At 63.2% G+C, this 22335-nt stretch carries 17 protein-coding genes; 9 read left to right on the top strand and 8 right to left on the bottom strand.

Features of this window, described 5'->3' with window-relative positions; genetic code table 11:
- Positions 1–3 precede the first annotated feature (3 nt).
- The 3 genes from gspF to M2400_RS24940 all read right to left on the bottom strand — a co-directional run bounded on the left by gspF (position 4) and on the right by M2400_RS24940 (position 3236).
- On the bottom strand, positions 4–1206 hold the full coding sequence (gene gspF, locus M2400_RS24950; RefSeq protein ID WP_177047939.1) for a type II secretion system inner membrane protein GspF: 1203 nt from the start codon (positions 1204–1206) through the stop codon (positions 4–6).
- On the bottom strand, positions 1203–2927 hold the full coding sequence (gspE, locus tag M2400_RS24945; protein ID WP_177047941.1) for a type II secretion system ATPase GspE: 1725 nt from the start codon (positions 2925–2927) through the stop codon (positions 1203–1205). Before gspE ends, gspF begins: the two co-directional genes overlap by 4 nt.
- 81 nt (positions 2928–3008) lie before the next feature.
- Complete coding sequence (locus M2400_RS24940) at positions 3009–3236, bottom strand: hypothetical protein (RefSeq protein ID WP_017478963.1); 228 nt, start codon at positions 3234–3236, stop codon at positions 3009–3011.
- 508 nt (positions 3237–3744) lie between these two features.
- On the opposite strand from M2400_RS24940, the gene M2400_RS24935 reads away from it, so the two are divergent.
- Complete coding sequence (locus tag M2400_RS24935) at positions 3745–6498, top strand: glycoside hydrolase family 3 protein (RefSeq protein ID WP_177122073.1); 2754 nt, start codon at positions 3745–3747, stop codon at positions 6496–6498.
- A gap of 109 nt (positions 6499–6607) precedes the next feature.
- Here M2400_RS24935 and M2400_RS24930 read toward each other — a convergent pair whose 3' ends face one another.
- Complete coding sequence (locus tag M2400_RS24930) at positions 6608–7234, bottom strand: TetR/AcrR family transcriptional regulator (RefSeq protein WP_177047944.1); 627 nt, start codon at positions 7232–7234, stop codon at positions 6608–6610.
- A gap of 61 nt (positions 7235–7295) precedes the next feature.
- Positions 7296–8336 (bottom strand): LacI family DNA-binding transcriptional regulator, encoded by a 1041-nt coding sequence (locus tag M2400_RS24925; RefSeq protein WP_177122071.1) that lies wholly within the window; start codon positions 8334–8336, stop codon positions 7296–7298.
- A 205-nt stretch (positions 8337–8541) separates the two neighbouring features.
- On the opposite strand from M2400_RS24925, the gene M2400_RS24920 reads away from it, so the two are divergent.
- From M2400_RS24920 to M2400_RS24910, 3 genes are read left to right on the top strand one after another with little or no spacing between them, the layout of a single operon-like run.
- The gene (locus tag M2400_RS24920) at positions 8542–10782 is read left to right on the top strand and encodes a TonB-dependent receptor (RefSeq protein ID WP_259198509.1); all 2241 of its coding nucleotides are present in this window, start codon (positions 8542–8544) and stop codon (positions 10780–10782) included.
- A gap of 2 nt (positions 10783–10784) precedes the next feature.
- Positions 10785–12116, top strand: coding sequence for an LLM class flavin-dependent oxidoreductase (locus M2400_RS24915; protein WP_259198475.1), 1332 nt, complete (start codon positions 10785–10787; stop codon positions 12114–12116).
- The gene (locus M2400_RS24910) at positions 12113–13078 is read left to right on the top strand and encodes a sulfonate ABC transporter substrate-binding protein (protein WP_259198473.1); all 966 of its coding nucleotides are present in this window, start codon (positions 12113–12115) and stop codon (positions 13076–13078) included. Before M2400_RS24915 ends, M2400_RS24910 begins: the two co-directional genes overlap by 4 nt.
- On the opposite strand, the gene M2400_RS24905 is transcribed toward M2400_RS24910, so the two are convergent.
- Complete coding sequence (locus M2400_RS24905) at positions 13048–15438, bottom strand: TonB-dependent receptor (RefSeq protein WP_259198471.1); 2391 nt, start codon at positions 15436–15438, stop codon at positions 13048–13050. The two genes, M2400_RS24910 and M2400_RS24905, sit on opposite strands and share 31 nt — an antisense overlap.
- A gap of 87 nt (positions 15439–15525) precedes the next feature.
- Complete coding sequence (hpaR, locus tag M2400_RS24900) at positions 15526–15948, bottom strand: homoprotocatechuate degradation operon regulator HpaR (RefSeq protein WP_008437189.1); 423 nt, start codon at positions 15946–15948, stop codon at positions 15526–15528.
- 212 nt (positions 15949–16160) lie between these two features.
- Between hpaR and M2400_RS24895 the strand changes: the two genes are divergently transcribed.
- Entirely contained in the window at positions 16161–17417 is a 1257-nt protein-coding gene (locus M2400_RS24895) for an OprD family porin (RefSeq protein WP_259198468.1), read from the top strand.
- Between the two features lie 11 nt (positions 17418–17428).
- On the opposite strand, the gene hpaA is transcribed toward M2400_RS24895, so the two are convergent.
- Positions 17429–18331, bottom strand: coding sequence for a 4-hydroxyphenylacetate catabolism regulatory protein HpaA (hpaA, locus tag M2400_RS24890; protein ID WP_177047956.1), 903 nt, complete (start codon positions 18329–18331; stop codon positions 17429–17431).
- 143 nt (positions 18332–18474) lie between these two features.
- On the opposite strand from hpaA, the gene M2400_RS24885 reads away from it, so the two are divergent.
- The 4 genes from M2400_RS24885 (at position 18475) to hpaD (ending at position 22295) form a co-directional block, all read left to right on the top strand.
- A complete protein-coding gene (locus tag M2400_RS24885; RefSeq protein WP_259198465.1) occupies positions 18475–19140 on the top strand; it encodes a fumarylacetoacetate hydrolase family protein in 666 nt (221 codons plus the stop codon).
- Complete coding sequence (locus tag M2400_RS24880) at positions 19137–19907, top strand: fumarylacetoacetate hydrolase family protein (protein WP_259198462.1); 771 nt, start codon at positions 19137–19139, stop codon at positions 19905–19907. Before M2400_RS24885 ends, M2400_RS24880 begins: the two co-directional genes overlap by 4 nt.
- A gap of 5 nt (positions 19908–19912) precedes the next feature.
- Entirely contained in the window at positions 19913–21373 is a 1461-nt protein-coding gene (hpaE, locus tag M2400_RS24875) for a 5-carboxymethyl-2-hydroxymuconate semialdehyde dehydrogenase (RefSeq protein ID WP_088424818.1), read from the top strand.
- Between the two features lie 64 nt (positions 21374–21437).
- Positions 21438–22295, top strand: coding sequence for a 3,4-dihydroxyphenylacetate 2,3-dioxygenase (gene hpaD, locus M2400_RS24870; RefSeq protein WP_122513623.1), 858 nt, complete (start codon positions 21438–21440; stop codon positions 22293–22295).
- The last annotated feature ends 40 nt before the right edge of the window (positions 22296–22335 follow it).

Raw genomic sequence — 22335 nt, 5'->3', positions numbered from 1 at the left:
TCTTCATATATTGCTGGTCAGGCTCATCAGCGGCAGCATGATCGCCAGCATGATCACCGCCACCAGCACCGCCATGACCACGGTCAGGGACGGCACCAGCGCGGCCAGCAGGCGGTCGATACCGCGTTTGGCTTCGACGTCGAACACGTCGGCGACCTTGAGCAGCATGCTGTCCAGTTCACCGGCCTGTTCGCCGACTTCAATCATTTGCAGGGCCAGGTCCGGCAGCAGCGGCTGGCTGCCAAACGCACTGGCCAGGGTGCCGCCGCCTTTCACCGACTCGGCGGCCTGGGCCACTTGTGCCTGCAAAGCGCGGTTGGTGCAGACCTGGCGGGCGATCACCAGCGCTTGCAGCAGCGCCACACCGTTGCTCAGCAAGGTGCCGAGGGTGCGCGCCAGGCGTGCGGCTTCGACCCGTTGCAACAGCGGGCCGATAACGCGGATGCCCAGCACGCGGCGGTCGTAATTTTCGCGGTGCTTTGGGTTGCGCAGGCGTGCCGCCAGGCCCCAGACCGTCACGATCAACCCGGCGAGCACCGCCAGGCCATAGGCGCCGAGGAACTGGCCAAGGCCCAGAATCACTTCGGTGATCAGCGGAATCGGCACGCCCAGGTCCTTGAAGATCGGCACGAATTGCGGCACCACGTAGGCCAGCAGCAAGGCCAGGGAACCGAGCACGCCCACCACCAGGAAGGCGGGATAGATCAGGGCGTTGATCACCTCGCCCCTTAATAACTGGCTGCGTTCCAGGTAGTCGCTGAGCTGGCGCAGGGTGTTTTCCAGCGCACCCCCGGCTTCGCCGGCGCGCACCATGCTCAGGTACAGCGGCGAGAACTGGCTGCCCTCCTCCTCCAGCGCCGCCGACAACGGCTTGCCGGCCTTGACGTGCTCGCGGATGCGCTCGATCAGCGCGCGGGTTTGCGGCTGGCCGGGTTGCTTGAGCAGGATGCCCAGGGAGCGTTCCAGCGGCTGGCCCGCCCCCAGCAGCGTGGCCAGTTGCTGGGTAAAGCTGACCAGCGCCGCGCCGTTCAACTGGCCACGCCCGAAGGCATTGCGCAGGCCTTGGGCACCGGCGGCATCGATGTGCAACAGCAGCAAGCCGCGCTTATGCAGCGCGGCGACGGCGGCGGTCTGGTCTTTGGCTTCGATCGTGCCGTTTTGCGCGACGCCCTGGCTGTCGAGGGCGCGGTATTTGAACAGGCTCACGCGCCCTCTCCCCGGGTGACGCGCAGCACTTCTTCCAGGGACGTGACACCGGCCACCGCCTGGCGCAGGCCCTCTTCATGCAGGGTGCGCAGGCCACCGCGGCGGGCAGCTTGTTCGAGGGTTGCGGCATCCGCCTGGCGCATCAACAAGCTGCGCAGTTCGTCATTCATCACCAGCAATTCGGTGATTGCGCTGCGGCCGTGGTAACCGCCGCCCGGGGCATCCGCGCGGGGCCGGTACAGCAGGATCGGGCGCTGGTCGGTGAAGCGGTCGAGGCCGTGTTCCTCGATCAATTCCGGCGGCGCTTCGAAGGCCTCGCGGGTGGCCGGGTCGAGGCGGCGCACCAGGCGCTGGGCGAGAATGCCATTGACGGTCGAGGCGATCAGGTAGCTCTCCACGCCCATGTCCAACAGGCGGGTGATACTCGCCGCGGCGCTGTTGGTGTGCAGGGTCGAGAGCACCAGGTGGCCGGTCAGGGAGGACTGGATGGCGATGCGGCAGGTTTCGAGGTCGCGGATCTCGCCGATCATGATCACGTCCGGGTCCTGGCGCACGATGGAGCGCAGCGCCCCGGCGAAGTCCAGCCCGATGGCCGGCTTGACCTGGATCTGGTTGATACCTTCCAGCTGGTATTCCACCGGGTCTTCGACGGTGATGATCTTGCGCTCGGCGGTGTTGAGCCGCGACAGCGCGGTATACAGCGTGGTGGTTTTGCCCGAACCGGTGGGCCCGGTGACCAGCAGGATGCCGTGGGGCCGCTCGAGCACTTCAAGAAAGGTCGCCAGGCGCTGGCCGTCGAAGCCCAGGCTCTGGAAATCGAACTGCACGGTCTGGCGGTCCAGCAGGCGCATCACCACCGACTCACCGAAACTGGTGGGCACCGTGGACACCCGCAAATCCAGCTCCTTGCCCTGGATGCGCAACATGATCCGGCCATCCTGCGGCAGGCGGCGCTCGGCGATGTCGAGACGCGCCATGATCTTGACCCGGGAAATCACCGCTGCCGAGGAACTCGAGGGCGGCGCTTCGGCCTCGTGCAGCACACCGTCGATGCGGTAGCGCACCTTGAGCTGGTTTTCGAAGGGTTCGATATGGATGTCCGAGGCGCGATGTTCCACGGCCCGTTGCAGGATCAGGTTGACCAGGCGAATCACCGGCGCTTCGGAGGCCATGTCCTTGAGGTGTTCGATGTCTTCCAGGGCGCCGCCCTGCTCGTCGAGGTTTTCGATCAGGGTGCCCATGGCCGAACGGCCCTGGCCGTAGTAGCGCTCGATCAGGGTCTCGACTTCATTGCGCGGCCCGACCGCCAGCCACACCGGCACGCCGCAGGCATAAGCCAGGGCCTGGAACGGGTACAGCAGCGCCGGGTTGGCCGCCAGCACCCGCACGCCGCCATGGCTCCAGCCCACCGGCACCACCTGGTAATGGCGCATGAAGCGTTCGGTCAGCACCGGCAACGGGTCGAGCAAGGGTGGCGCGGCATCGGCCAGCAGCAACGGTGCGCCGAGCAAGTCGGCCCAGGCCCGCGCCAACTCCACTTCGGAGACCAGCCCCAGGCGCGTCAGCAGGCCGAGCAGTCCGGTGTCGTCGGACTCCTGGGATAACCGTCGGGCGCGTTCCAGGTCGACGGTTTTCAAACCGGCCTGTTGCATCAGCCATGCGCACACCTGTTCGGTATCCGGAATCTGCATTCGGCAAGCATCGATGGGCGTGGACGGCATGGGCTGGGGTATCTGCAAAATCTGAGGGGCTATTTAAAAAACCTGTTCCCGTGAGGCGCCCGGGAACAGGTGCATCCAACCTTAGTTGGAGGTTTTTGGTGCAGTCGCCTGGCTGTTGCCCAGCGGGCGGCCGCCCTTGGTGGTTTCGGCTTTCTGCTTCTTCGCCGCCTTGGCGTCGTGGGCCTGGGTGATCACCGTGGAATCGGCGGCCCCGGACTTCGCGTCGGCGTCCGTCGACTCGACGGCCATTGCCGCACCACTTAGTGCAACGCCCAGTACAACACCGGCACTCAACAGGGAAATCTTCATCAACTTTCTCCAGATCAAAAACAATCAATCGCCCAGGTGCAGCCCTGACAAGATCAAGACCCTACACCAAAGCATTTTGTATTACAGCCCATTTGAGTTATGGCCATTTAGAACTACTGGTAGACGCCACTAGTTAGCCATGACCGTGCATGTTTTCTTAAACCAATCGACTGGTAGGTTTAACACAAGTTCATAAACGTAATAAAATATTTCTAATTTCACGCAAAAATTAGCTTTCGTTTGACATTTTACGGCAAGAATTGACTTAATTATGGTGATTTAACGGTTCAAAGTGCCACCTAGTGATATCACTTGGTCACTACTCACAATAATAATTAGTTCAATTGTTACACTTTTAAAACTGCGAAATCCGCCCAGTAATCGCAATTAGCCATCGGCCAAAAGTTGCGACAAAGGCGAACTATTGCCCGTAAAAAAGTGACGAGCGTGCACAACAAAACGCACTTCTCGGCGCCCAGTTTTCAATAATCAGTTGTCGGAGAGCTCCATGAGCAAACGCAAGATGATCGGTGCGCAGTCGGCTTTCGCCCTGCTGGCACTTGCCGTGTCCCAGGTGCATGCGGCCACCAGCCCCGCCCTGGATGAAGCCCGGGTAAGCCGCGCCGAAAAGGCCGCGGACCAGACCCTGGCCAAGATGACCATGGAAGAAAAACTCGCCTATATCGGCGGCACCGGCGGCTGGGACGTCAAGCCGTTGACCCGGTATGGCGTGCCGCAGATTCATGGTGCCGACGGTGGCGTGGGCGTGCGCTACACCAGCGAAGGCAACGACCAGGGCGTGGTCTACCCCTCCGGCCCGAACCTGGCGGCCAGCTGGAACCCGCGCCGCGCCATCGACCTGGGCCGTGCCCTGGGCTACGACACCGCCAGCGGCGGTTATCAATTCGTCACCGGGCCTGGGGTGAACCTGTACCGCATGCCCTACAGTGGCCGGGCGTTTGAGTACCTGTCCGGTGAAGACCCGTTCCTCGGCGCCAGCCTGGGGCCGGCGGTGATCAATGGCATCCAGTCCCGCGGGGTGTGGGCCAACGCCAAGCATTTCGCTGCCAACGACCAGGAAAGCAACCGCTTCCACCTCGACGAGACCATCAGCGAACGGGTACTGCGGGAGATGACCCTGCCACCCTTCGAGTCCGCCTCGAAGAACAGCAAGGTGGCGATGATGATGTGTTCGTTCCAGAAGGTGAACGGTGAGTTCGCCTGCGAGAACAAACACCTGATGCACGACATCCTGAAGACCGAATGGGGCTATCCGGGCTTCGTGCAGAGTGACTACAACGCCGTGGTCAACGGGTTGCCGGCGGCGCAGGCCGGCACCGACCTGGACATGATGGGCTACCAGATGAACAGCACGGTGCTCAAGCCGTTCCTGGACAGCGGCGAGCTCGCCAGCGCGACCATCGATGACAAGGTGCGGCGCATCCTCAAGCAGATCTACCTGTACAAGTTCGACAGCAAGGCGCCGTTGACCAGCCACAACATGAACAGCGCCACCAGCAACCGCGTGGCGCTGAATGCGGCCCGCGAAGGCATCGTGCTGCTGAAAAACCAGAACAGCCTGCTGCCCCTGGACGCAAAGACGGTCAAGCGCATCGCCGTGGTCGGCAACCTGGCCAAATACGCCCCGCCCACCGGATTCGGCAGCGCCAACGTGATGGCCGCCAACTACATCAGTGAGCTGAGCGGCCTGCAGCAACTGGCGCCGAACGCCAAGGTCGAGTTCATCGACGGGCTGTCCCTGGACCAGACGGCGTCCAAATGGACCCACACCGACAACGACGGCAACAGCGTCAAGGGCTTGAAGACCGAATTCTTCAGCAACGCCAACTGGTCCGGCGACCCGGCTGCCACCCGTACCGACACCCACGTCGACCTCGACTGGTCCACCGACAGCCTGCCGGTGAATGGCGACACGGCCGCCACGTCGATCCGCTACAGCGGCCAGGTCACCCCGACCGTCAGCGGCGAACAGGTGTTCAAGGTGCGCGCCGACGGTGCCGTGCGCCTGTACGTCAACGGCCAGAAAGTCCTCGACAACGGCGACGGCAACCCTCTGCCCAACAACAGCATCCCACCGACGATTCCGGTGTTCGCCAAGGTCAATCTTGAAGCCGGCAAACCCGTGGACATCAAGCTTGAGTACTCGCGCCGCAAAGGCTACATCTCGACCATGGGCGGCCTGGTGGGCGTGCAGATGAGCTGGGCCTCGCTGGTGGCGCCCAAGGACCTGGCCCAGTACGACGCGGTACTGGTGGCCGCAGGCAACAGCAATGAGTACGAAGGTGAAGGCTTCGACCACAGCTTCGACTTGCCGGAATACCAGAACCTGCTGATCCAGAGCATCGCCAGGGTCAACCCGCATACCGTGGTCACCCTGCACGGCGGCACCGGGCTGAAAATGAGCGACTGGATCGACCAGGTGCCGGCGGCGCTGCATGCGTTCTACCCGGGCCAGAACGGCGGCCAGGCCCTCGCCGAGATCCTGCTGGGCAAGGTCAACCCGTCGGCCAAGCTGCCCATCAGCATCGAACGCAACATTGAAGACAACCCGATCTACGCGACTTTCCCGAAATTCGACAATCAGGAAACCCTCACGCAGATGAGCTACAAGGACGACCTGTTCCTGGGTTATCGCGGCTACGAGAAGAAAGGCATCAAGCCGCTCTACCCGTTCGGCTATGGCTTGTCGTACACCACCTTCGGCTACAGCAACATCAGCGTGACCCCAGGGGTCGCGGTGGCGGGCGCGCCGATCAAGGTGTCGTTCGACCTGAGCAACACCGGCAAGGTGGCGGGCGCTGAAGTCGCCGAGCTGTATGTGGGCCAGAACCACCCGAAAGTCGAACGGGCGCTGAAGGAACTCAAGGGCTACAAGAAGGTGTTCCTCAAGCCCGGCGAGAGCAAGCGCGTGACCATCGAACTCAACGACCGCTCACTGGCGTACTTCGATGTGGCGAGCAAGCAATGGGTGGTGGACGCCGACAGCTTCAACCTGTCGGTCGGCGCCTCGTCCCAGGACATTCGCCTGAACGCCAGGCTGGTCAACCCGTTCCGCCAGGAACTGTCGACCACCACCAGCAACCCGCTGCCGCGCTCGGCGCTCAACTCCACGCTGCGTGAGTCGCCAACGGTCAAGACCGGTGGTGTGCTGCATCAGAACCAGGGTGACACCGGCACCAGCGACGGTGACGGCTACGACACCTCGGATGACAGCAGCCAGGGCAGCTCGACTGGCAACTGATAAAACCCTGTAGGAGCGAGCTTGCTCGCGAAAAACGCAAAGACACCGCGTTAATCCAGGATGCCCGCGTTATCGTTGACGTCCTTCGCGAGCAAGCTCGCTCCTACATTCACGCTCGTATGGCCGCATCGACCCGCGCGATGTAGGTATCGAAACGCGCCACCAGGTCCACCTGATCGGGAAAGCGCAGCCACTGGATCTGCAAGCCGTCCATCATGGCCAGGATCTCCTCCACCAGCCCGGCAATGTCCACGTCAGCACGCACCTCGCCCATGGCCACAAGGTCGGCAAACTGCCCGTGCAGGCGCCGATGAATGCCCGCATAACGCTCCTGGAACCAACCCCAGGCCGGGTGGGTGTCCAGCAGGCTTTCCGCATTCAGAATCGTAAAAGCCCGCACCACCCCCGGCGCAGTCGCGTTGGAGCGGTTGATCGCCCGCAGGCTGCCCAGCAAGCCGGACAATGACTTCTCGGCCCGGACCTCATCGGCAATCCGCTGATTGACCTCGTCCCGGCGTTGCAGCACGCCCATCAACAACGAAATCTTGCTGGGAAAGTGATGCAGCAGGCCGGCCACCGAGATGCCGACGATCGCCGCCACCTGCGCCATCGAGGCACCGCTGTAACCTTCCAGGGAAAACACCTGCAATGCGGCGTCCAGCAGTTCTTCCCGGCGTTTTTCACCTTTGGGCGCACGGCGGGATTTGGGCGCGGTAGCGGGTTGCGGCTCGGTCATTGGCAGGTCCTTTGGGCAGGCCTGCACCGTATCCAAAATGCCCCGGAGCCGCAAATAAACCTCAGGCGCTCTCGCGCTCGATCAAGCGGCATGCCAGCAGGTTCAAACGCTGCACCTCCTCCTCGATCGGCAACACGCCCAGGCTTTCCAGGACCCGCGTGGCCGCCAGCACGCCAATTTCCAGGGCGGGCGGCTTGATGGTGCTCAGACTCGGCAAGAGCATTTCGGCAAACGGGTAATCACCAAAGCCAAGCACGGCACACTCCTCGGGGATTTTCAGCCCGGCCCGCTGCCCGGCCAGCAAGCCGCCGGCGGCCAGGTTGTCATTGGCGAAGATGATTGCGTCGGGCGGCACGGCGGCGCTCATCAATGCTTGCATGGCTTGCTTGCCCGCCTCGAAGGGCGCGCGGTCGGCGTCCGGGGCAAACACCCAGGGCTGCACACCCAACTCCAGCAGGGTGGCGCTGTAGCCGTCCCGGCGTTCCAGGGCACTGAAGTCCCCCGGCGCGCTGTTCTGCACAAAGGCGATGCGCCGATACCCCTTGCCATGCAGGTAGCGCGCGGCCGTCACGCCCACCTCGTAATGGGAGAAGCCGATCTGCAACGGCTCGCGCTCGGGTTGGTAATCCCAGGTTTCAACCACCGGGATATCGGCCTCGGCGATCATCTTCTCGGTGCCCGCACTATGGAAACGGCTGGTGAGCACCAGCGCCGCCGGCGACCAACCGAGAAACGCGCGCACCGCATTTTCTTCCTGCTCGGCGCTGAAGTAGCTGGATGCCAGCAGCAGTTGATAGCCATGGCGGCTGAGGGTGTCGCTGAAGCCCTGGATGGTATTGGCGAAGATCGGCCCGGAGATGTTCGGAATCACCATGGCGACGATTCTGCCCCGCGCCGATGCCAACCCACCCGCCACCAGGTTGGGCACGTAGCCCAACTCGGCGACCACCGCCGCGATGCGCTCACGGCGTTCAGGCGAAACCTGCTCCGGCTGGTTGAAATAGCGCGACACGGTAATCGCTGACACACCGGCCTGGCGCGCCACGGTGTTCAAGGTGACACGGCCGGCACCACGGCGTTTCCGGGGTTTGTCTTCGCTCAAGGGACGATCCTGTTTAAAACCGAAAAGAATATAAAACTAATTTTTTAGTATTTGACGCTCTATGCCACACCTACCAATAATGCCGATGTTAGCGCTACCAAAGCGTTTTGTCTGCTACTCGCTCGAGCGAATGCCCAAGACAGATTCAACGGCGCTGTCGTCGCAGAACGGCAGCGGTTCAGGGCATATTTCGAGCGGGCAGAGCATGCACACACATTCGGGGCAACCTCAAAAACTATCGCAATCCATACGCGCCGCCACCGGGCGCCGCGCCCATCTGGGCTGGTTACTCGCGGGGCTCGCCGCCCTGCCCGTGCCCGGTGCATTTGCCGCCGACGAGCAGGAACCCACCCTCAAGCCGGTCACGGTCACGGCCACCCGCCGCGAAGAGTCGCTGCAAAAAGTCCCGGTGGCGGTCTCGGTGCTCGATGGCGAACAGCTGGAGCGTGACAATCGCAATGGCGTGGCCAGTATCGTGCAGCAAGTGCCGTCGCTGAACTTCCGTACCGGTGCGTCGAACAAGGACACCTCGTTGTTCGTACGCGGTGTGGGCACCATTTCCACCTCGCCCGGGGTTGAACCCACCGTGGCGACGGTGATTGACGGCGTGGTGTACGCACGCCCCGGCCAGGCCACCCTCGACCTGCTGGACCTGGAGCGCGTCGAAGTCCTGCGCGGGCCCCAGGGCACGCTGTTCGGCAAGAATGCTTCGGCCGGCGTGCTCAATATCACCAGCAAGGCGCCGACGGCCGAGACCCACGGCTATATCGACCAGTCCTACTACAGCGGCAATGAGAGCCGCACCCGCTTCGGCCTTGGCGGCAGCCTGATTCCCGGCACGCTCAAGGGCTCCATCAGCGGGCTGTTCGGCACCTACGACGGCAACGTCGACAACAAGCACAACGGCCAGGAAGTCAACGGCTACAACCACCAGGGCGTGCGCGGCAAGCTGGAGTTCACCCCCAACGACGACGTGAAACTGACCCTGATTGCCGACTACATGCAGTCCCACGACGACGCGCCGAATGGCGTCGTGAGCAAATCCCTGACCCCGGCGTTCGCCAATGCATTGAACCCGGTGCGCGGCTCCAGCGACAACCGCGACATCAACACCGACACCCGCAGCCATGTGGAGGACACCAACAAAGGCCTGTCTGCCCAACTGGACTGGAACCTGGGCGACTACACCCTGACCTCGATCACCGCCTGGCGCGGCTGGGACAACACCCAATACCAGGACGGCGACCGCCTGGGCACCGTGACCGCCGCCTTCCCCGGCACCGCCGACAAGGGCCAACTGGCGTTCGACCAATACTCCCAGGAGCTGCGCCTGGCCTCGCCCAAAGGCGAATTCCTCGAATACGTCGGCGGCCTGTTCTACATGCACGGCAAGGACCAGGAAACCTACCAGCGCACCCTGACCACCACCACACGCACCGACCTTGGCATCGCCGACTACGGCACCACCAGCGACAGCTACGCGGTGTTCGGCGAGACCACGCTGAATTTCACCTCGAATTTTCGCGGCATCGCCGGCCTGCGCTATACCCACGACGACCTGGAATACGATCACCGCCGCGTGTCCACCTCGGCCACCACCGTCAGCGGCATTCAACCGGCCACCAGCAGTTCCGGCTCAGTGGATGAAGACGGCTGGTCCGGCCGGCTGGGAGTGCAGTACGACCTGAGCGACACCGTCACCAGCTACCTGACCTACTCGCGCGGCTACAAGGGCCCGGCCTACAACGTGTTCTTCAACATGCAGCCACGGGACACCGACGCGCTGAAGCCGGAAACTTCCAACACCTGGGAAGTCGGGATCAAGGCCACCAGCTGGAACAACCGCCTGACCACCAACCTGGCGATCTTCCACAGCGACTACGATAACTACCAGGCGAACTTCTTCGACACCGTCGCCGGGCAAGTGGTGACGCGCCTGATCAACGCCGGCAGCGTCAGCACCGAAGGGGTCGAACTCGACTACACCTTGCAGGCTACCCAACAACTCAAGCTCTCCGGTGCGCTGGCCTACACCCGGGCACGTATCGATGAGTTCGCCTGCCCGCCGGGCGCGGCGGCGTCGTGCAACGTCAACGGCAAGCCGCTGCCCTTCAGCCCCGACTGGAAAAGCTACGTGCGTGCCGACTACAGCATCCCGCTGGATAACGGCCTGGATATCGAACTGGGCACCGACTACAGCTGGCAGAGCGAAGTGCAGTACGACATCAGCCAGAACGTCGACACCAAGCAAGGCGCCTACGGCATCTGGAACGCCAGCGTCGCCCTCGCCGACTACAACAACGGCTGGCGCGTGGCGCTGCTGGCGAAGAACCTCGCGGACAAGTCCTACTCACCGCTGCTGACCAGCGGCGGCAACTACATCTACCGCGCCGTACCCCGTGACGATGAACGTTACTTCGGCGTGCAACTGCGCAAGGATTTCTGAGCATGCCCCGTCAACTGAAACTCGGCGCGTTCCTGATGGCCACCGGGCACCACGTGGCCGCCTGGCGCCATCCCGATGTGCCGGCCAATGCGGGGCTGGACTTCGCCCACTACAAACGCCTGGCGCAGATCGCCGAGGCGGCGAAATTCGATGCCGTGTTCGTGGCCGACAGCATTGCCGCCGCCACTGGCGAGATCGCCAGTCGCATGGCGCGCTCGGACCATTTCGAGCCACTGACGTTGCTGTCGGCGTTGAGCGCGGTGACCGAACACATCGGCCTGATCGCCACGGCCACCACCAGCTACAACGAGCCTTACCATGTGGCGCGCAAATTCGCCTCCCTGGATCACTTGTCCGGCGGGCGCGCCGGCTGGAACCTGGTGACCTCGGACAACGCCGCCGAAGCCCGGAATTTCGGGCGAGACGAACACCTCGGCCACGGCGAACGCTACAGCCGTGCCCGGGAGTTTCATCAGGTGGTGACGGGCTTGTGGGACAGCTGGGAAGACGATGCCTTTGTGCGCGACAAGGCCAGTGGCGCCTACTACGACCCGGCGAAGCTGCATGTGCTCGACCATGTCGGCGAACACTTTCGGGTCAAGGGCCCGTTGAACGTAGCGCGCTCACCTCAGGGCCAACCGGTGATTGTCCAGGCCGGTTCTTCGGAGGCAGGCCGTGAGTTGGCCGCACAAACCGCCGAAGTGGTGTTCACCGCCCAGACTTCATTGGCCAGTGCCCAGGCGTTCTATGCCGACCTCAAGGGTCGCCTGGCCCAATACGGGCGGGAGCCGGACGCGCTGAAGATCATGCCGGGGGTGTTTGTGGTGGTCGGGCAAACGCAAGCGCAGGCGCAGGAAAAGTTCGAAGCCTTCCAACAGTTGGTCGAACCCGAAGTGGGCGTCGCCTTGCTGGGGCGCATGCTGGGCAATTTCGACTTGTCGGGCTACCCGCTGGACGGCCCGCTGCCGGAGCTGCCATTGACCGACAGCGGCCAGCGCAGCCGCCAGCAACTGCTGACCGAACTGGCGGGCCGCGAACACCTGAGTCTGGCGCAACTGGGCCGCCGAATTGCCGGTGGACGCGGGCACTACAGCCTGGTTGGCACGCCCGCGCAGATCGCTGATGAGCTGCAACACTGGTTCGAAAACGGCGCCGCCGATGGCTTCAATGTGCTGGTGCCGCACCTGCCGGGCGGGCTGGAGGATTTCGCCCAATGGGTGGTACCGGAACTGCAACGGCGCGGCCTGTTCCGTACCGAATACGCCGGCACCACGCTGCGTGAACACCTTGGACTGGCGCGGCCAGGCAATCGCTTTACGGAGAAACAGCCATGAAGATTTCCGCGCTGCTGTTGGCGCTGCTTGCCCTGACGCAAACCGCGCTGGCCGCCGACCCGGTGAGCCTGAGGATCGGCTACCAGAAAGGCTCGATCGCCCTGGTGCTGGCCAAGGAACATGGCCTGCTGGAAAAACGCTTCGACCAGACCAAGGTGCAATGGATCGAATTCCCCGCCGGCCCGCAGATGCTCGAAGCCTTGAATGTGGGCGCGCTGGACGTCGCGTCCACCGGTGATATCCCGCCGCTGTTCGCCCAGGCGGCAGGTGCCGACCTGGTGTACATCGGCGCCGAACCGCCCAAGCCGACGGCGGAAACCATCCTGGTGCAGGCCGACAGCCCGCTGCATACCATTGCCGATCTCAAGGGCAAGAAAGTCGCCTTCCAGAAAGGCTCCAGCTCCCACAACCTGATCCTGCGGGCACTGAACAAGGCCGGCCTGAGCTACAAGGACATCCAGCCGGTTTACCTGCCACCGGCCGACGCCCGCGCGGCCTTCGAACAGGGCAGTGTCGATGCCTGGGCCATCTGGGAGCCCTACTCGTCACTGGCCCTGAGCCAGAGCCCCAGCCGCGTGCTTGCCAACGGTGAAGGCTTGAACCTGTCCGGGCCGATCTATACCGCGCGCCGTGCCTACGCCGAGGCCAATGGTCCGTTCATCCACGCGCTGCTCGATGAACTCAGCGCCGCCGAAGCCCTGACCCGCATCCAGCGCGAAGACAGCCTGCAGGTGCTGACCCGTTTCATGGGTTTGCCGGCCGGGGTGATTGCGCGGTATGTCGACAACCGGCCGCCATCGCCGATCCTGCCGATTGACGAGCACATCATTGAGGCGCAGCAACAGACGGCGGACCTGTTTTTCCAGAACCGCCTGCTGCCCAAGCCGGTGCAAGTCAGCAAAGCGGTGTGGCAGGCCGCCGACGCATCGAATCAGAAGTCGACCGTGGCCGACAGCAAGTAAGTGCGCGGCGTCGACAAGGTCAGCCCCGGCTCGCTGTCATCCGAGGCACCGGCCGAACTCCAGTAGCGCCGGTTGGCCACGTTCTCGACATTGGCCCGCAGGGTGATGTGCTTGTCGTCGACCTTGAAGGCGTAGCGTGCACCCACGTCGAGGCGGGTCCAGGCGTCGATTTCCTTGACGTTGGACTGGTCCAGGTACTGCGTGCTGGAATAGATCCCGCGGCTGGTGAGGGTCAGGCCTTCAACGGTCGGCACATCCCACTCGGCGCCGAGGTTGACGTTGTACTTGGGCGTGGCCGGCGCGCGGTTGCCGTCGTAGGTGCCGTTGGTGGTGTTGGTCAATTCGCTGTCGATGTACATCACCCCGCCCAGCAGGCGGAAGCCCTTGAGCGGCTCGCCGAACACGCTGAGTTCCACGCCGTCGTTCTGGCGCTTGCCATTGGGGCCGAACACCAGGGTGGTGGCATTGGTCTCGTAGGCCGGCTGCTTGATCCGGAACACCGCCGCCGTCACCGCGAACGCCCCGGCGTCGTACTTGGCGCCGACTTCGACCTGGCGACTGATGAACGGCGGGAAGATTTCGTCATCGTTGACCGAGGTCGACGGTGCAACCTTGCCCTGGCTCAGGCCTTCCATGTAGTTGGCGTACAGCGACAGCTTGTCGGTGGCCTTGAACAGGATGCCGCCCGAGGGTGAAATCTTTTCTTCGTCGTAGGCGGTTTTGCCTTTGACGTCATCGGTCCAGTCATCCACCTTGACCCGCTGCCAGCGCGCACCGAGGGTCAGCAGCAGCCGGTCGTCGAAGAAGCCCAGTGTGTCGGACAACGCCACGCCGCTGAAGCGGTTCTCGGTGTAGACCTTCGAGTCGAGTCGCGTCGGCATGCCGGGTGCGGGGGTTTGCACCGGGTTGTAGAGATTGCTCGTCCCGGACGCATACCGCGCCCCACCGTTTTCGAAGTCCATGTAGAAGTAGCTGGCCGCCAGGTTGAGCTCATGGCTCACCGGGCCGGTATGGAACCAGTTGCGCACGCCTGCCGTGGCGGTGCGCACGTTTTCGTCGCGGGTGAAGTCCCGGGGCTGCACGCTGAAATCACCGGCGTTGTTGGTCACCGATACCGCATGGCGCAGGAAATCGTGATTGCTTTTGCGCGCGCCGACGCCGCCGTAGAGCATCACGTTGTCGCTGAGGTCGAACTCACCGTTGACCGTGCCGAAGGTGTCGTTGGTGCTGGCCTTGCTCCAGGGCTGCGCGTAGTTGTGACGCACGTCGTTGGCGCTCGGCACATTGGCCTTGGGGCCGACCTGCACGCGCTCTTGCGGGGCGTCGGTGTCGCGCTCGGTGCGGCCGATGTCGGTGGAGAGCCGCAGGCGGTCGCCGCGAAAATCCAGGCCGAGTACGGCCATTTCGCGGTCGACGCTCTGGTGATCCCAGGTGGTGTCGCCGGACTGCTTCACGCCGTTGAAACGCAGGCCGAACTTGTTGTCTTCACCAAAGCGCCGGCCGATATCCACGGCGCCACCCGCCTGGCTGTCGGAGGCCCAGCTGCCGGTGAACGAGGTGATGGGTTTGTCGGTGGCGCGCTTGGGCACCACGTTGATCCCGCCGCCCACGCTGCCCCGGGGCGAGATGCCGTTGATCAACTGGCTGGGGCCTTTGATGATGTCGACGCGCTCGGCCATTTCCATGTCGATGGTGTAGGTCGGCAGGACGCCGTAGAGACCGTTGTAGGCGACATCACTGTTGAACAGGCTGAAGCCGCGAATGGTGAATTGCTCATAGCGCCCGCCCGCCGGGTTGGTGGCGCGCACCGAGGGGTCGCTGGCGATCAGGTCGCCGAGGGTGCGCGCCTGCTGGTTCTTGACCGCCTCGCTGGTGTAGGTGGTCATGCTGAACGGGGTGTCCATGAAGTCCCGCGAGCCCAGCAAACCCTGGGAACCACGGCGCGCCACCTGGCCACCGGCGTAGGACTCGCTGCCGGCATCACTGGTGGTGCCGAGAATCGAAGTGGGCGCCAGTTGCAGGCTGCCACCTTCGGGAATCGGGGTCAGCATGTAGGCCTGCTCGCCCATGGGCTGCAGCTGCAGGCCGGAGCCTTGCAGCAGGCGCGCGAAACCTTCTTCGACGCCGTATTCGCCCGACAACCCGCTGCTGTTGCGGCCGCTGACCAGCGCCGGGTCCACCGACAGGTTGACCCCGGCCAGCCCGGCGAAACGAGTCAACGCGGCACTCAGGCTGCCGGCCGGCACCTGGTAACTGCGCCGGGACGCGCCGTCTTCGGCGTAACTGATGGGGACGAACAACGGGCTGGCGCTCAGGCTCAGCATGAGGCTGAAATTCAGCAACGGACGTAGGGCGGGCATTGGCAAAAGCTCTCGATTTTGTTCACTTACCTGGAATGACCAGCCAGGTGAAAAAAGGGGACAGGCTTCAGCCAATATTTTTTGAAATCAGGGTTTGATGCCTTTCAGCTTTTGCAGCAGCTCCATCAATTGCTCCAGGGATTCCTCGCCGAACTGCTCCTGAATCTTCAGGTAGTTGCTTTCCATCCCGGCGCTCATGTCGACAAAACACTGCTGCCCCTGCTCGGTCAGGGCGACGAACACCCGGCGCTGGTCTTCGGCGGATTTGCGCCGGCGCACGATGCCGTCACGCTCCAGCCGCCCCAATACGCCGGTCATGCTTGGCTTGAGGATGCACGCCAGGTGCGCCAGTTGGTGGCTTTCCAGTTCACCTTGCTGGCGCAGGATGCGGATCACCCGCCACTGCTGTTCGGTCAGGTCATGTTCATTGAGCAAAGGCCGGAAGAACGCCATGGTCGCTTCGCGGGCCTGGAGCAAGGTGAGCGTAAGGGACGGTCTGGGGGTGGGCATGGTTCACGCGCAGTAGAGGTCGAAGCGTCGAAGCTTAGAGTCGGTGCCCCGGGTGCGCAACCCAAGGCACGCGGCAAATCGTTAATTTCGAAATGAATTAGCAAAAACCTCTGAATCCGGCTATTCAGCTTAAAGATAACATGTTAACAATATGCCCGCCCCTGCCCCGGTGCCGGGCTCTACCAACAAAAACAACAAAAGGAACGCCCCTCATGCATTCGTGCCTCTTTCGCACGGCGGCAAGCGCTGGCCTGTGCGCCGCGTTTACCCCTCTGGTCGCCCACGCCGACTTTATCCAGGACAGTAAAGCCAGCCTGGACCTGCGCAACTTCTACATGAACCGCGATTTTCGCCAGGCCAACGCGCCGCAGAACAAGGCCGATGAGTGGGCCCAGGGCTTTGTGCTGCGCCTGGAGTCGGGCTACACCGAAGGCGTGGTGGGTTTTGGCGTGGACGCCCTGGGTGAAATGGGCCTGAAGCTCGACTCCAGCCGCGACCGCCGGGGCACTGGGCTGTTGCCATCCGACGCCAGCGGCGAGCCGGCCGACAGCTACAGCGAACTCGGCCTGACAGCCAAATTGCGCCTGTCGAAAACCGTGCTCAAGCTCGGCACCCTGCAACCGATATTGCCGGTGGCCGCCTACAACGACACCCGCTTGCTGCCGTCGACCTACAACGGCGAGCTGGTGACTTCCCAGGACATCGACGGCCTGACCTTGAACGTCGGCCGCCTGGAAAAGCAAAACCTGCGGGACTCCTCCAACAACGAATCCATGAGCTACGGCGGCGTCACCAGCAGCCACCTGGACCTGGCCGGCGGCACCTACGCAATCAATCCGCACCTGGCCGCGACCTATTACTACGCCCAGATGCAGGACATCTACCGCCAGAACTTTATCGGCCTGGTGCATGACCTGCCGCTGGCCGAAGGCGTGAACCTGCGCACCGACCTGCGCTACTTCGACACCCGCGAGCAAGGCAGCGCCCTGCTGCGCAGCCCTACCCGGGTGGACGGCGGGCGGATCGACAACCGCTTTTTCAACGGCATGTTCAGCCTGTCGGTGGGCGCGCACAAATTCGGCCTGGGCTTCCAGAACCTTTCCGGTGACGGCGACTTTGCCTTCCCGGGGCAAGACCCGTACTCGGTCAACCTGGTGACCATCAATATCTTCACCAAGGCCAACACCGATGCGTGGCAGGCGCGCTACGACTACAACTTCGCCGCCCTCGGCCTGCCGGGCCTGACCTTCATGACCCGCTACGTCGACGGCAGCCACGCGCAAACCGCCACGGTGCGCAACGGCCGGGAATGGGAGCGCGACACCGACCTGGTCTACACCGTGCAAAGCGGCCCGCTGAAGAACGTCAACGTGCGGCTGCGTAACGCGACGCTACGCTCGAGCAACGGCCTGACCAGCGACATCGACGAAAGCCGGGTGATCATCGGCTACACCGTGGCCCTGTGGTAACGCCGGGCGCCTCAACGCAACCCCGATTGGCGCTGGCGGTACTCCCCCGGCGTCATCTGCGCATAACGCTGGAAAAACCGGCTGAAATACGCCGGGTCCTTGAACCCCAGCTGGTAGCAGATTTCATTCGCCGAACTGCCGGTAAACAGCAGCAGGCGCCGGGCTTCCTGCATCAGCCGTTCGAGGATCAGGCGTTTGGACGGCAGGTCGGCGATGCGTCGGCATACCTCGTTGAGCCGCGCTTCGGTGACGCCCACACCGTCGGCGTAGCGCGACAGCGGCCAGTGTTGCAGGTAGTGGTCTTCGATCAGTTCGTTGAAGCGGTGGAAGATCCGCAGGTCTTCGTGCCGCGCCGGGCGGGCTTCCAGGGAATTGGCGCAGAGCCTGAGCAGGCTGATCATGATCAGGCGCGTCAGGCTGTCCAGGGCCGAGCCGCGTCCGCTGGCCTGGGCGTTGATTTCGCTGCACAACTCGTCGAAGAGGAATTCCAGGCGGCGCACCTCGGGATGAAACTCCGGCGCCAGTCGCGCCAGCGCCACACAGGCCGCCGGCAATTGCGCGCCGGGCGCCAGGCTCGGGTCGGCGTCGATCAACGCCCACACCAGTTGCTGGCGCACCGTCAGCACATGGCCGTCGGCGTCGGCTTCAGTGACGAAGGAATGCGCCACCGTCGGCGGTGTGAGGAAAAACATCGGCCCGGATTCGAGGTACTGCTGGTCATCCAGATAGACCCGCACTGCGCCCGTCTTGACGTAATGCACCTGGAAAAACCGGTCGTGGCGGTGCACCGGCATGTTGCGACCAAAAAAACCCGCCAGGTTGCCGAGCCTGTCGTAGTGCACCTCGGCATCGCTGTAACGCTGGTCGTAGACCTGCCCGATGTTGATGTTGGGGATCGGCTGACGATCGCTCATCACTGGATTCTCTTTGTTGTTTTGACTGCCCTGAAATATTGCCACGCTTGACGATAGTTAACATCTTAATTATAACGTTAACAGGTTAACGAATATTCCACGGAGCAGGTCCGAATCTGCCCCGCCACTGCCAGGAGAAAAGCATGAGCCGTGCCCTGCATGATGTTGCGAACGGCACCCTGTTCGGCGTTGCGCTGAACTACCAGGGGTTGCTGAACCAACGTCTCGCCGAATTCGAACAAGCGCCTTACCAGAAGCCACCGGTGAAGCCGGTGCTGTTCATCAAGACGCCCAACACCCGCAATGGCCACGACGGTGCGGTGCTGCACCCCCAGGGTGAACGCCTGCAACCGGGCCCGGCCCTCGGCGTGGTGATTGGCAAGACCGCCAGCCGGGTCAGCGTCGAAAACGCCCTGGAACATGTGGCGGGCTACACCATCGTCAACGAGTTCAGCCTGCCGGAAGACAGCTACTACCGCCCGGCGGTGAAAGCCAAGTGCCGGGACGGCTTCTGCGCATTGGGCCCGGAACTGGTGGCCCGTGACCAGGTTGCCAACCCGCACCAACTGAGCGTGAAGCTGTTCGTCAACGGTGAACTGCGCCAGCAAAACTCCACCGCCAATTTCGTGCGCAGCCTGCCGCAGTTGATCGCCGAGATCAGCGAGTTCATGACCCTGCACGAAGGCGATGTGCTGATCACCGGCACGCCCGAAGGCCGGGTGGATGTGCAACCCGGCGACACGGTGGAAGTCGAGATCAGCGGCCTGGGCCGCCTGGTCAACCACATCAAGGCAGAGGAGCTGTCATGAAACACGCCCGTATTCGCTTTGAAGGTGAAGTCCACCAGGTTCTGGTCGAGGCTGAAAATGCCGTGCGCCTGGCCGACGGCCGCCTGCTGGCCGAAGACCAGGTGGAGTGGCTGCCACCGGCCAGCGGCAGCATGTTCGCCCTCGGCCTGAACTACGCCGACCACGCCGCCGAACTGGCCTTCAAGCCGCCCACCGAACCACTGGCGTTCATCAAGTCCCCCGGCACCTACACCGGCCACAACCAGGTGACCTGGCGCCCGGACAACGTCGCCTACATGCACTACGAGTGCGAACTGGTGGCGGTCATCGGCAAGCCGGCGCGCAACGTCAAGCGCGAGAACGCCCTGGAGTATCTGGCCGGCTACACAGTGTGCAACGACTACGCGATCCGCGACTACCTGGAAAACTACTACCGCCCCAACCTGCGGGTAAAAAACCGCGACGCCACCACGCCTGTGGGCCCGTGGATCGTGGATGTCGCTGACGTACCCGACCCGAGCAACCTGAAGCTGCGCACCTGGATCAACGGTGAACTGCGCCAGGAAGGCAGCACGAAAGACATGATTTTCGACATCCCGTACCTGATCGAATACCTGTCCAGCTTCATGACCCTGCAACCCGGCGACATGATCGCCACCGGCACGCCCGAGGGCCTGGCCGATGTGGTGCCGGGGGATGAAGTGGTCGTGGAAGTGGAAGGCGTTGGTCGCCTGGTAAATCGAATTGTCAGCGAGGCGGACTTTTTCGCCGCCCGCAAAGAGGCTTGAGCAACATGATCAAACACTGGATCAACGGCCGTGAGGTCGAAAGCAAAGACACCTTCATCAACTACAACCCGGCCACCGGCGAAGCCATCGGTGAAGTCGCCAGCGGCGGCGCCGAGGAAGTGGCGCAGGCGGTAGCGGCGGCCAAGGAAGCCTTTCCGAAATGGGCCGGAACACCGGCCAAGGAACGTGCCCGCCTGATGCGCAAGCTCGGCGAGCTGATCGAACAGAACGTGCCGCACCTGGCCGAACTGGAAACCCTCGACACCGGCCTGCCGATCCACCAGACCAAAAACGTGTTGATTCCCCGGGCGTCCCACAACTTCGACTTCTTCGCCGAAGTCTGCACCCGCATGGACGGCCACAGCTACCCGGTGGACGACCAGATGCTCAACTACACCCTGTACCAGCCGGTGGGTGTGTGCGCGTTGGTGTCGCCGTGGAACGTGCCGTTCATGACCGCCACCTGGAAGACCGCGCCGTGCCTGGCGCTGGGTAATACCGCCGTGTTGAAAATGTCCGAGCTGTCGCCGCTGACCGCCAATGAACTGGGGCGCCTGGCGGTCGAGGCCGGCATTCCCAAGGGCGTTCTGAACGTGATCCAGGGCTACGGCGCCACGGCCGGTGACGCACTGGTGCGCCACCCGGACGTGCGGGCGATTTCCTTCACCGGCGGCACCGCCACCGGCAAGAAAATCATGCAGACCGCCGGCCTGAAAAAGTATTCGATGGAACTGGGCGGCAAGTCGCCGGTGCTGATTTTTGAAGATGCCGACCTGGACCGCGCCCTCGACGCGGCGTTGTTCACCATCTTCTCGCTGAACGGCGAACGCTGCACCGCCGGCAGCCGGATTTTCATCCAGGAGAGCGTCTACCCGCAGTTCGTCGCCGAGTTCGCGGCCCGCGCCAAGCGCCTGATCGTCGGCGACCCGCAAGACCCGAAAACCCAGGTCGGCTCGATGATCACCCAAGCCCACTATGACAAGGTCACCGGCTACATCAAGATTGGCCTGGAAGAAGGCGCCACCCTGCTGGCCGGCGGCCTGGAACGCCCGGCCAACCTGCCGGCGCACCTGAGCCGCGGGCAGTTTATCCAGCCGACGGTGTTTGCCGATGTGAACAACAAGATGCGCATCGCCCAGGAAGAAATCTTTGGCCCGGTGGTGTGCCTGATCCCGTTCAAGGACGAAGCCGAGGCGCTGCAACTGGCCAACGATACTGAGTACGGCCTGGCGTCGTATATCTGGACCCAGGACATCGGCAAGGCGCATCGTCTGGCCTACGGCATCGAAGCCGGCATGGTGTTCATCAACAGCCAGAACGTGCGGGACTTGCGCCAGCCGTTCGGTGGGGTAAAAGGTTCCGGCACCGGCCGTGAAGGCGGCCAGTACAGCTTCGAAGTGTTCGCCGAGATCAAGAACGTGTGCATTTCCATGGGCAGTCACCACATCCCGCGCTGGGGTGTGTGAGTGCCCCCATTTGATCTTTGACAACACGCTTCCAAGACAAAAACAATTATTCAGGAGAATCATCATGGGCGAAGTCGTCCTGGCAGCAAAGATCTGCCACGTTCCCTCGATGTACCTGTCGGAACTGCCCGGCAAGCACCACGGTTGCCGCGAGGCCGCCATCGCCGGGCACAAGGAAATCGGGCGGCGCGCCCGTGAACTGGGGGCCGACACCGCCGTGGTGTTCGACGTGCACTGGCTGGTCAACAGCGGGTATCACGTCAACTGCGGTGAGCATTTCAAGGGCACCTACACCAGCAACGAGCTGCCGCACTTCATCAAGAACATGGAGTACGAGTACCCGGGCTGCCCGGAGCTGGGCGAGTTGATCGCCGCCGAGGCCAACCTGGCCGGCGTGCGCACCATGGCCCACAACATCCCGAGCCTGGAACTGGAATACGGCACCCTGGTACCAATGCGCTACATGCACATGGGCGTACCGGATGAGCAAAAATTCGACGTGATCTCGATTGCCGCGTGGTGCGCCTGGCACCGCCTGGAAGACAGCTTCGCGTTTGGCGCCGCCGTGCGCCGGGCCATCGAGAAGAGCGACCGCAAGGTGCTGGTACTCGCTTCGGGCTCCCTCTCCCACCGTTTCTCGGACGACCGCGAAGCCGAAGCCAACATCCACAACTGGACCCGTGAATTCGACAAGCAGATGGACCTGCACGTGGTGGAAATGTGGAAGCAAGGCCGCTTCAAGGAGTTCTGCGCGATGCTCCCGGACTACGCCGAGCACTGCTTCGGCGAGGGCAAGATGCACGACACCGCGATGCTCCTGGGGCTGCTGGGCGGGCCGGACTACAACCAGCCGGCCGAGATCATCACCCCGCCGTTCGGCAGCTCGGGCACCGGGCAGATCAATGCCATTTTCCCATTATGAGCCTTGGCGAGGATCAATGTGGGAGCTGGCTTGCCTGCGA

The organism is Pseudomonas sp. BIGb0558, assembly GCF_024807515.1.
GTDB classification, from domain to species: Bacteria; Pseudomonadota; Gammaproteobacteria; order Pseudomonadales; family Pseudomonadaceae; genus Aquipseudomonas; species Aquipseudomonas yamanorum_A.
This window is presented reverse-complemented; position numbering and strand designations above follow the sequence as displayed.

Coding starts and splice junctions, on each gene's coding strand:
- M2400_RS24895 (WP_259198468.1), top strand. CDS start 16,161: ATGCATTCGTGCCTCTTTCGCACGGCGGCAAGCGCTGGCCTGTGCGCC.
- hpaD (WP_122513623.1), top strand. CDS start 21,438: ATGGGCGAAGTCGTCCTGGCAGCAAAGATCTGCCACGTTCCCTCGATG.
- hpaR (WP_008437189.1), bottom strand. CDS start 15,948: ATGCCCACCCCCAGACCGTCCCTTACGCTCACCTTGCTCCAGGCCCGC.
- M2400_RS24910 (WP_259198473.1), top strand. CDS start 12,113: ATGAAGATTTCCGCGCTGCTGTTGGCGCTGCTTGCCCTGACGCAAACC.
- M2400_RS24885 (WP_259198465.1), top strand. CDS start 18,475: ATGAGCCGTGCCCTGCATGATGTTGCGAACGGCACCCTGTTCGGCGTT.
- M2400_RS24905 (WP_259198471.1), bottom strand. CDS start 15,438: ATGCCCGCCCTACGTCCGTTGCTGAATTTCAGCCTCATGCTGAGCCTG.
- M2400_RS24940 (WP_017478963.1), bottom strand. CDS start 3,236: ATGAAGATTTCCCTGTTGAGTGCCGGTGTTGTACTGGGCGTTGCACTA.
- M2400_RS24935 (WP_177122073.1), top strand. CDS start 3,745: ATGAGCAAACGCAAGATGATCGGTGCGCAGTCGGCTTTCGCCCTGCTG.
- M2400_RS24880 (WP_259198462.1), top strand. CDS start 19,137: ATGAAACACGCCCGTATTCGCTTTGAAGGTGAAGTCCACCAGGTTCTG.
- gspE (WP_177047941.1), bottom strand. CDS start 2,927: ATGCCGTCCACGCCCATCGATGCTTGCCGAATGCAGATTCCGGATACC.
- M2400_RS24920 (WP_259198509.1), top strand. CDS start 8,542: ATGCACACACATTCGGGGCAACCTCAAAAACTATCGCAATCCATACGC.
- M2400_RS24915 (WP_259198475.1), top strand. CDS start 10,785: ATGCCCCGTCAACTGAAACTCGGCGCGTTCCTGATGGCCACCGGGCAC.
- M2400_RS24930 (WP_177047944.1), bottom strand. CDS start 7,234: ATGACCGAGCCGCAACCCGCTACCGCGCCCAAATCCCGCCGTGCGCCC.
- hpaE (WP_088424818.1), top strand. CDS start 19,913: ATGATCAAACACTGGATCAACGGCCGTGAGGTCGAAAGCAAAGACACC.
- hpaA (WP_177047956.1), bottom strand. CDS start 18,331: ATGAGCGATCGTCAGCCGATCCCCAACATCAACATCGGGCAGGTCTAC.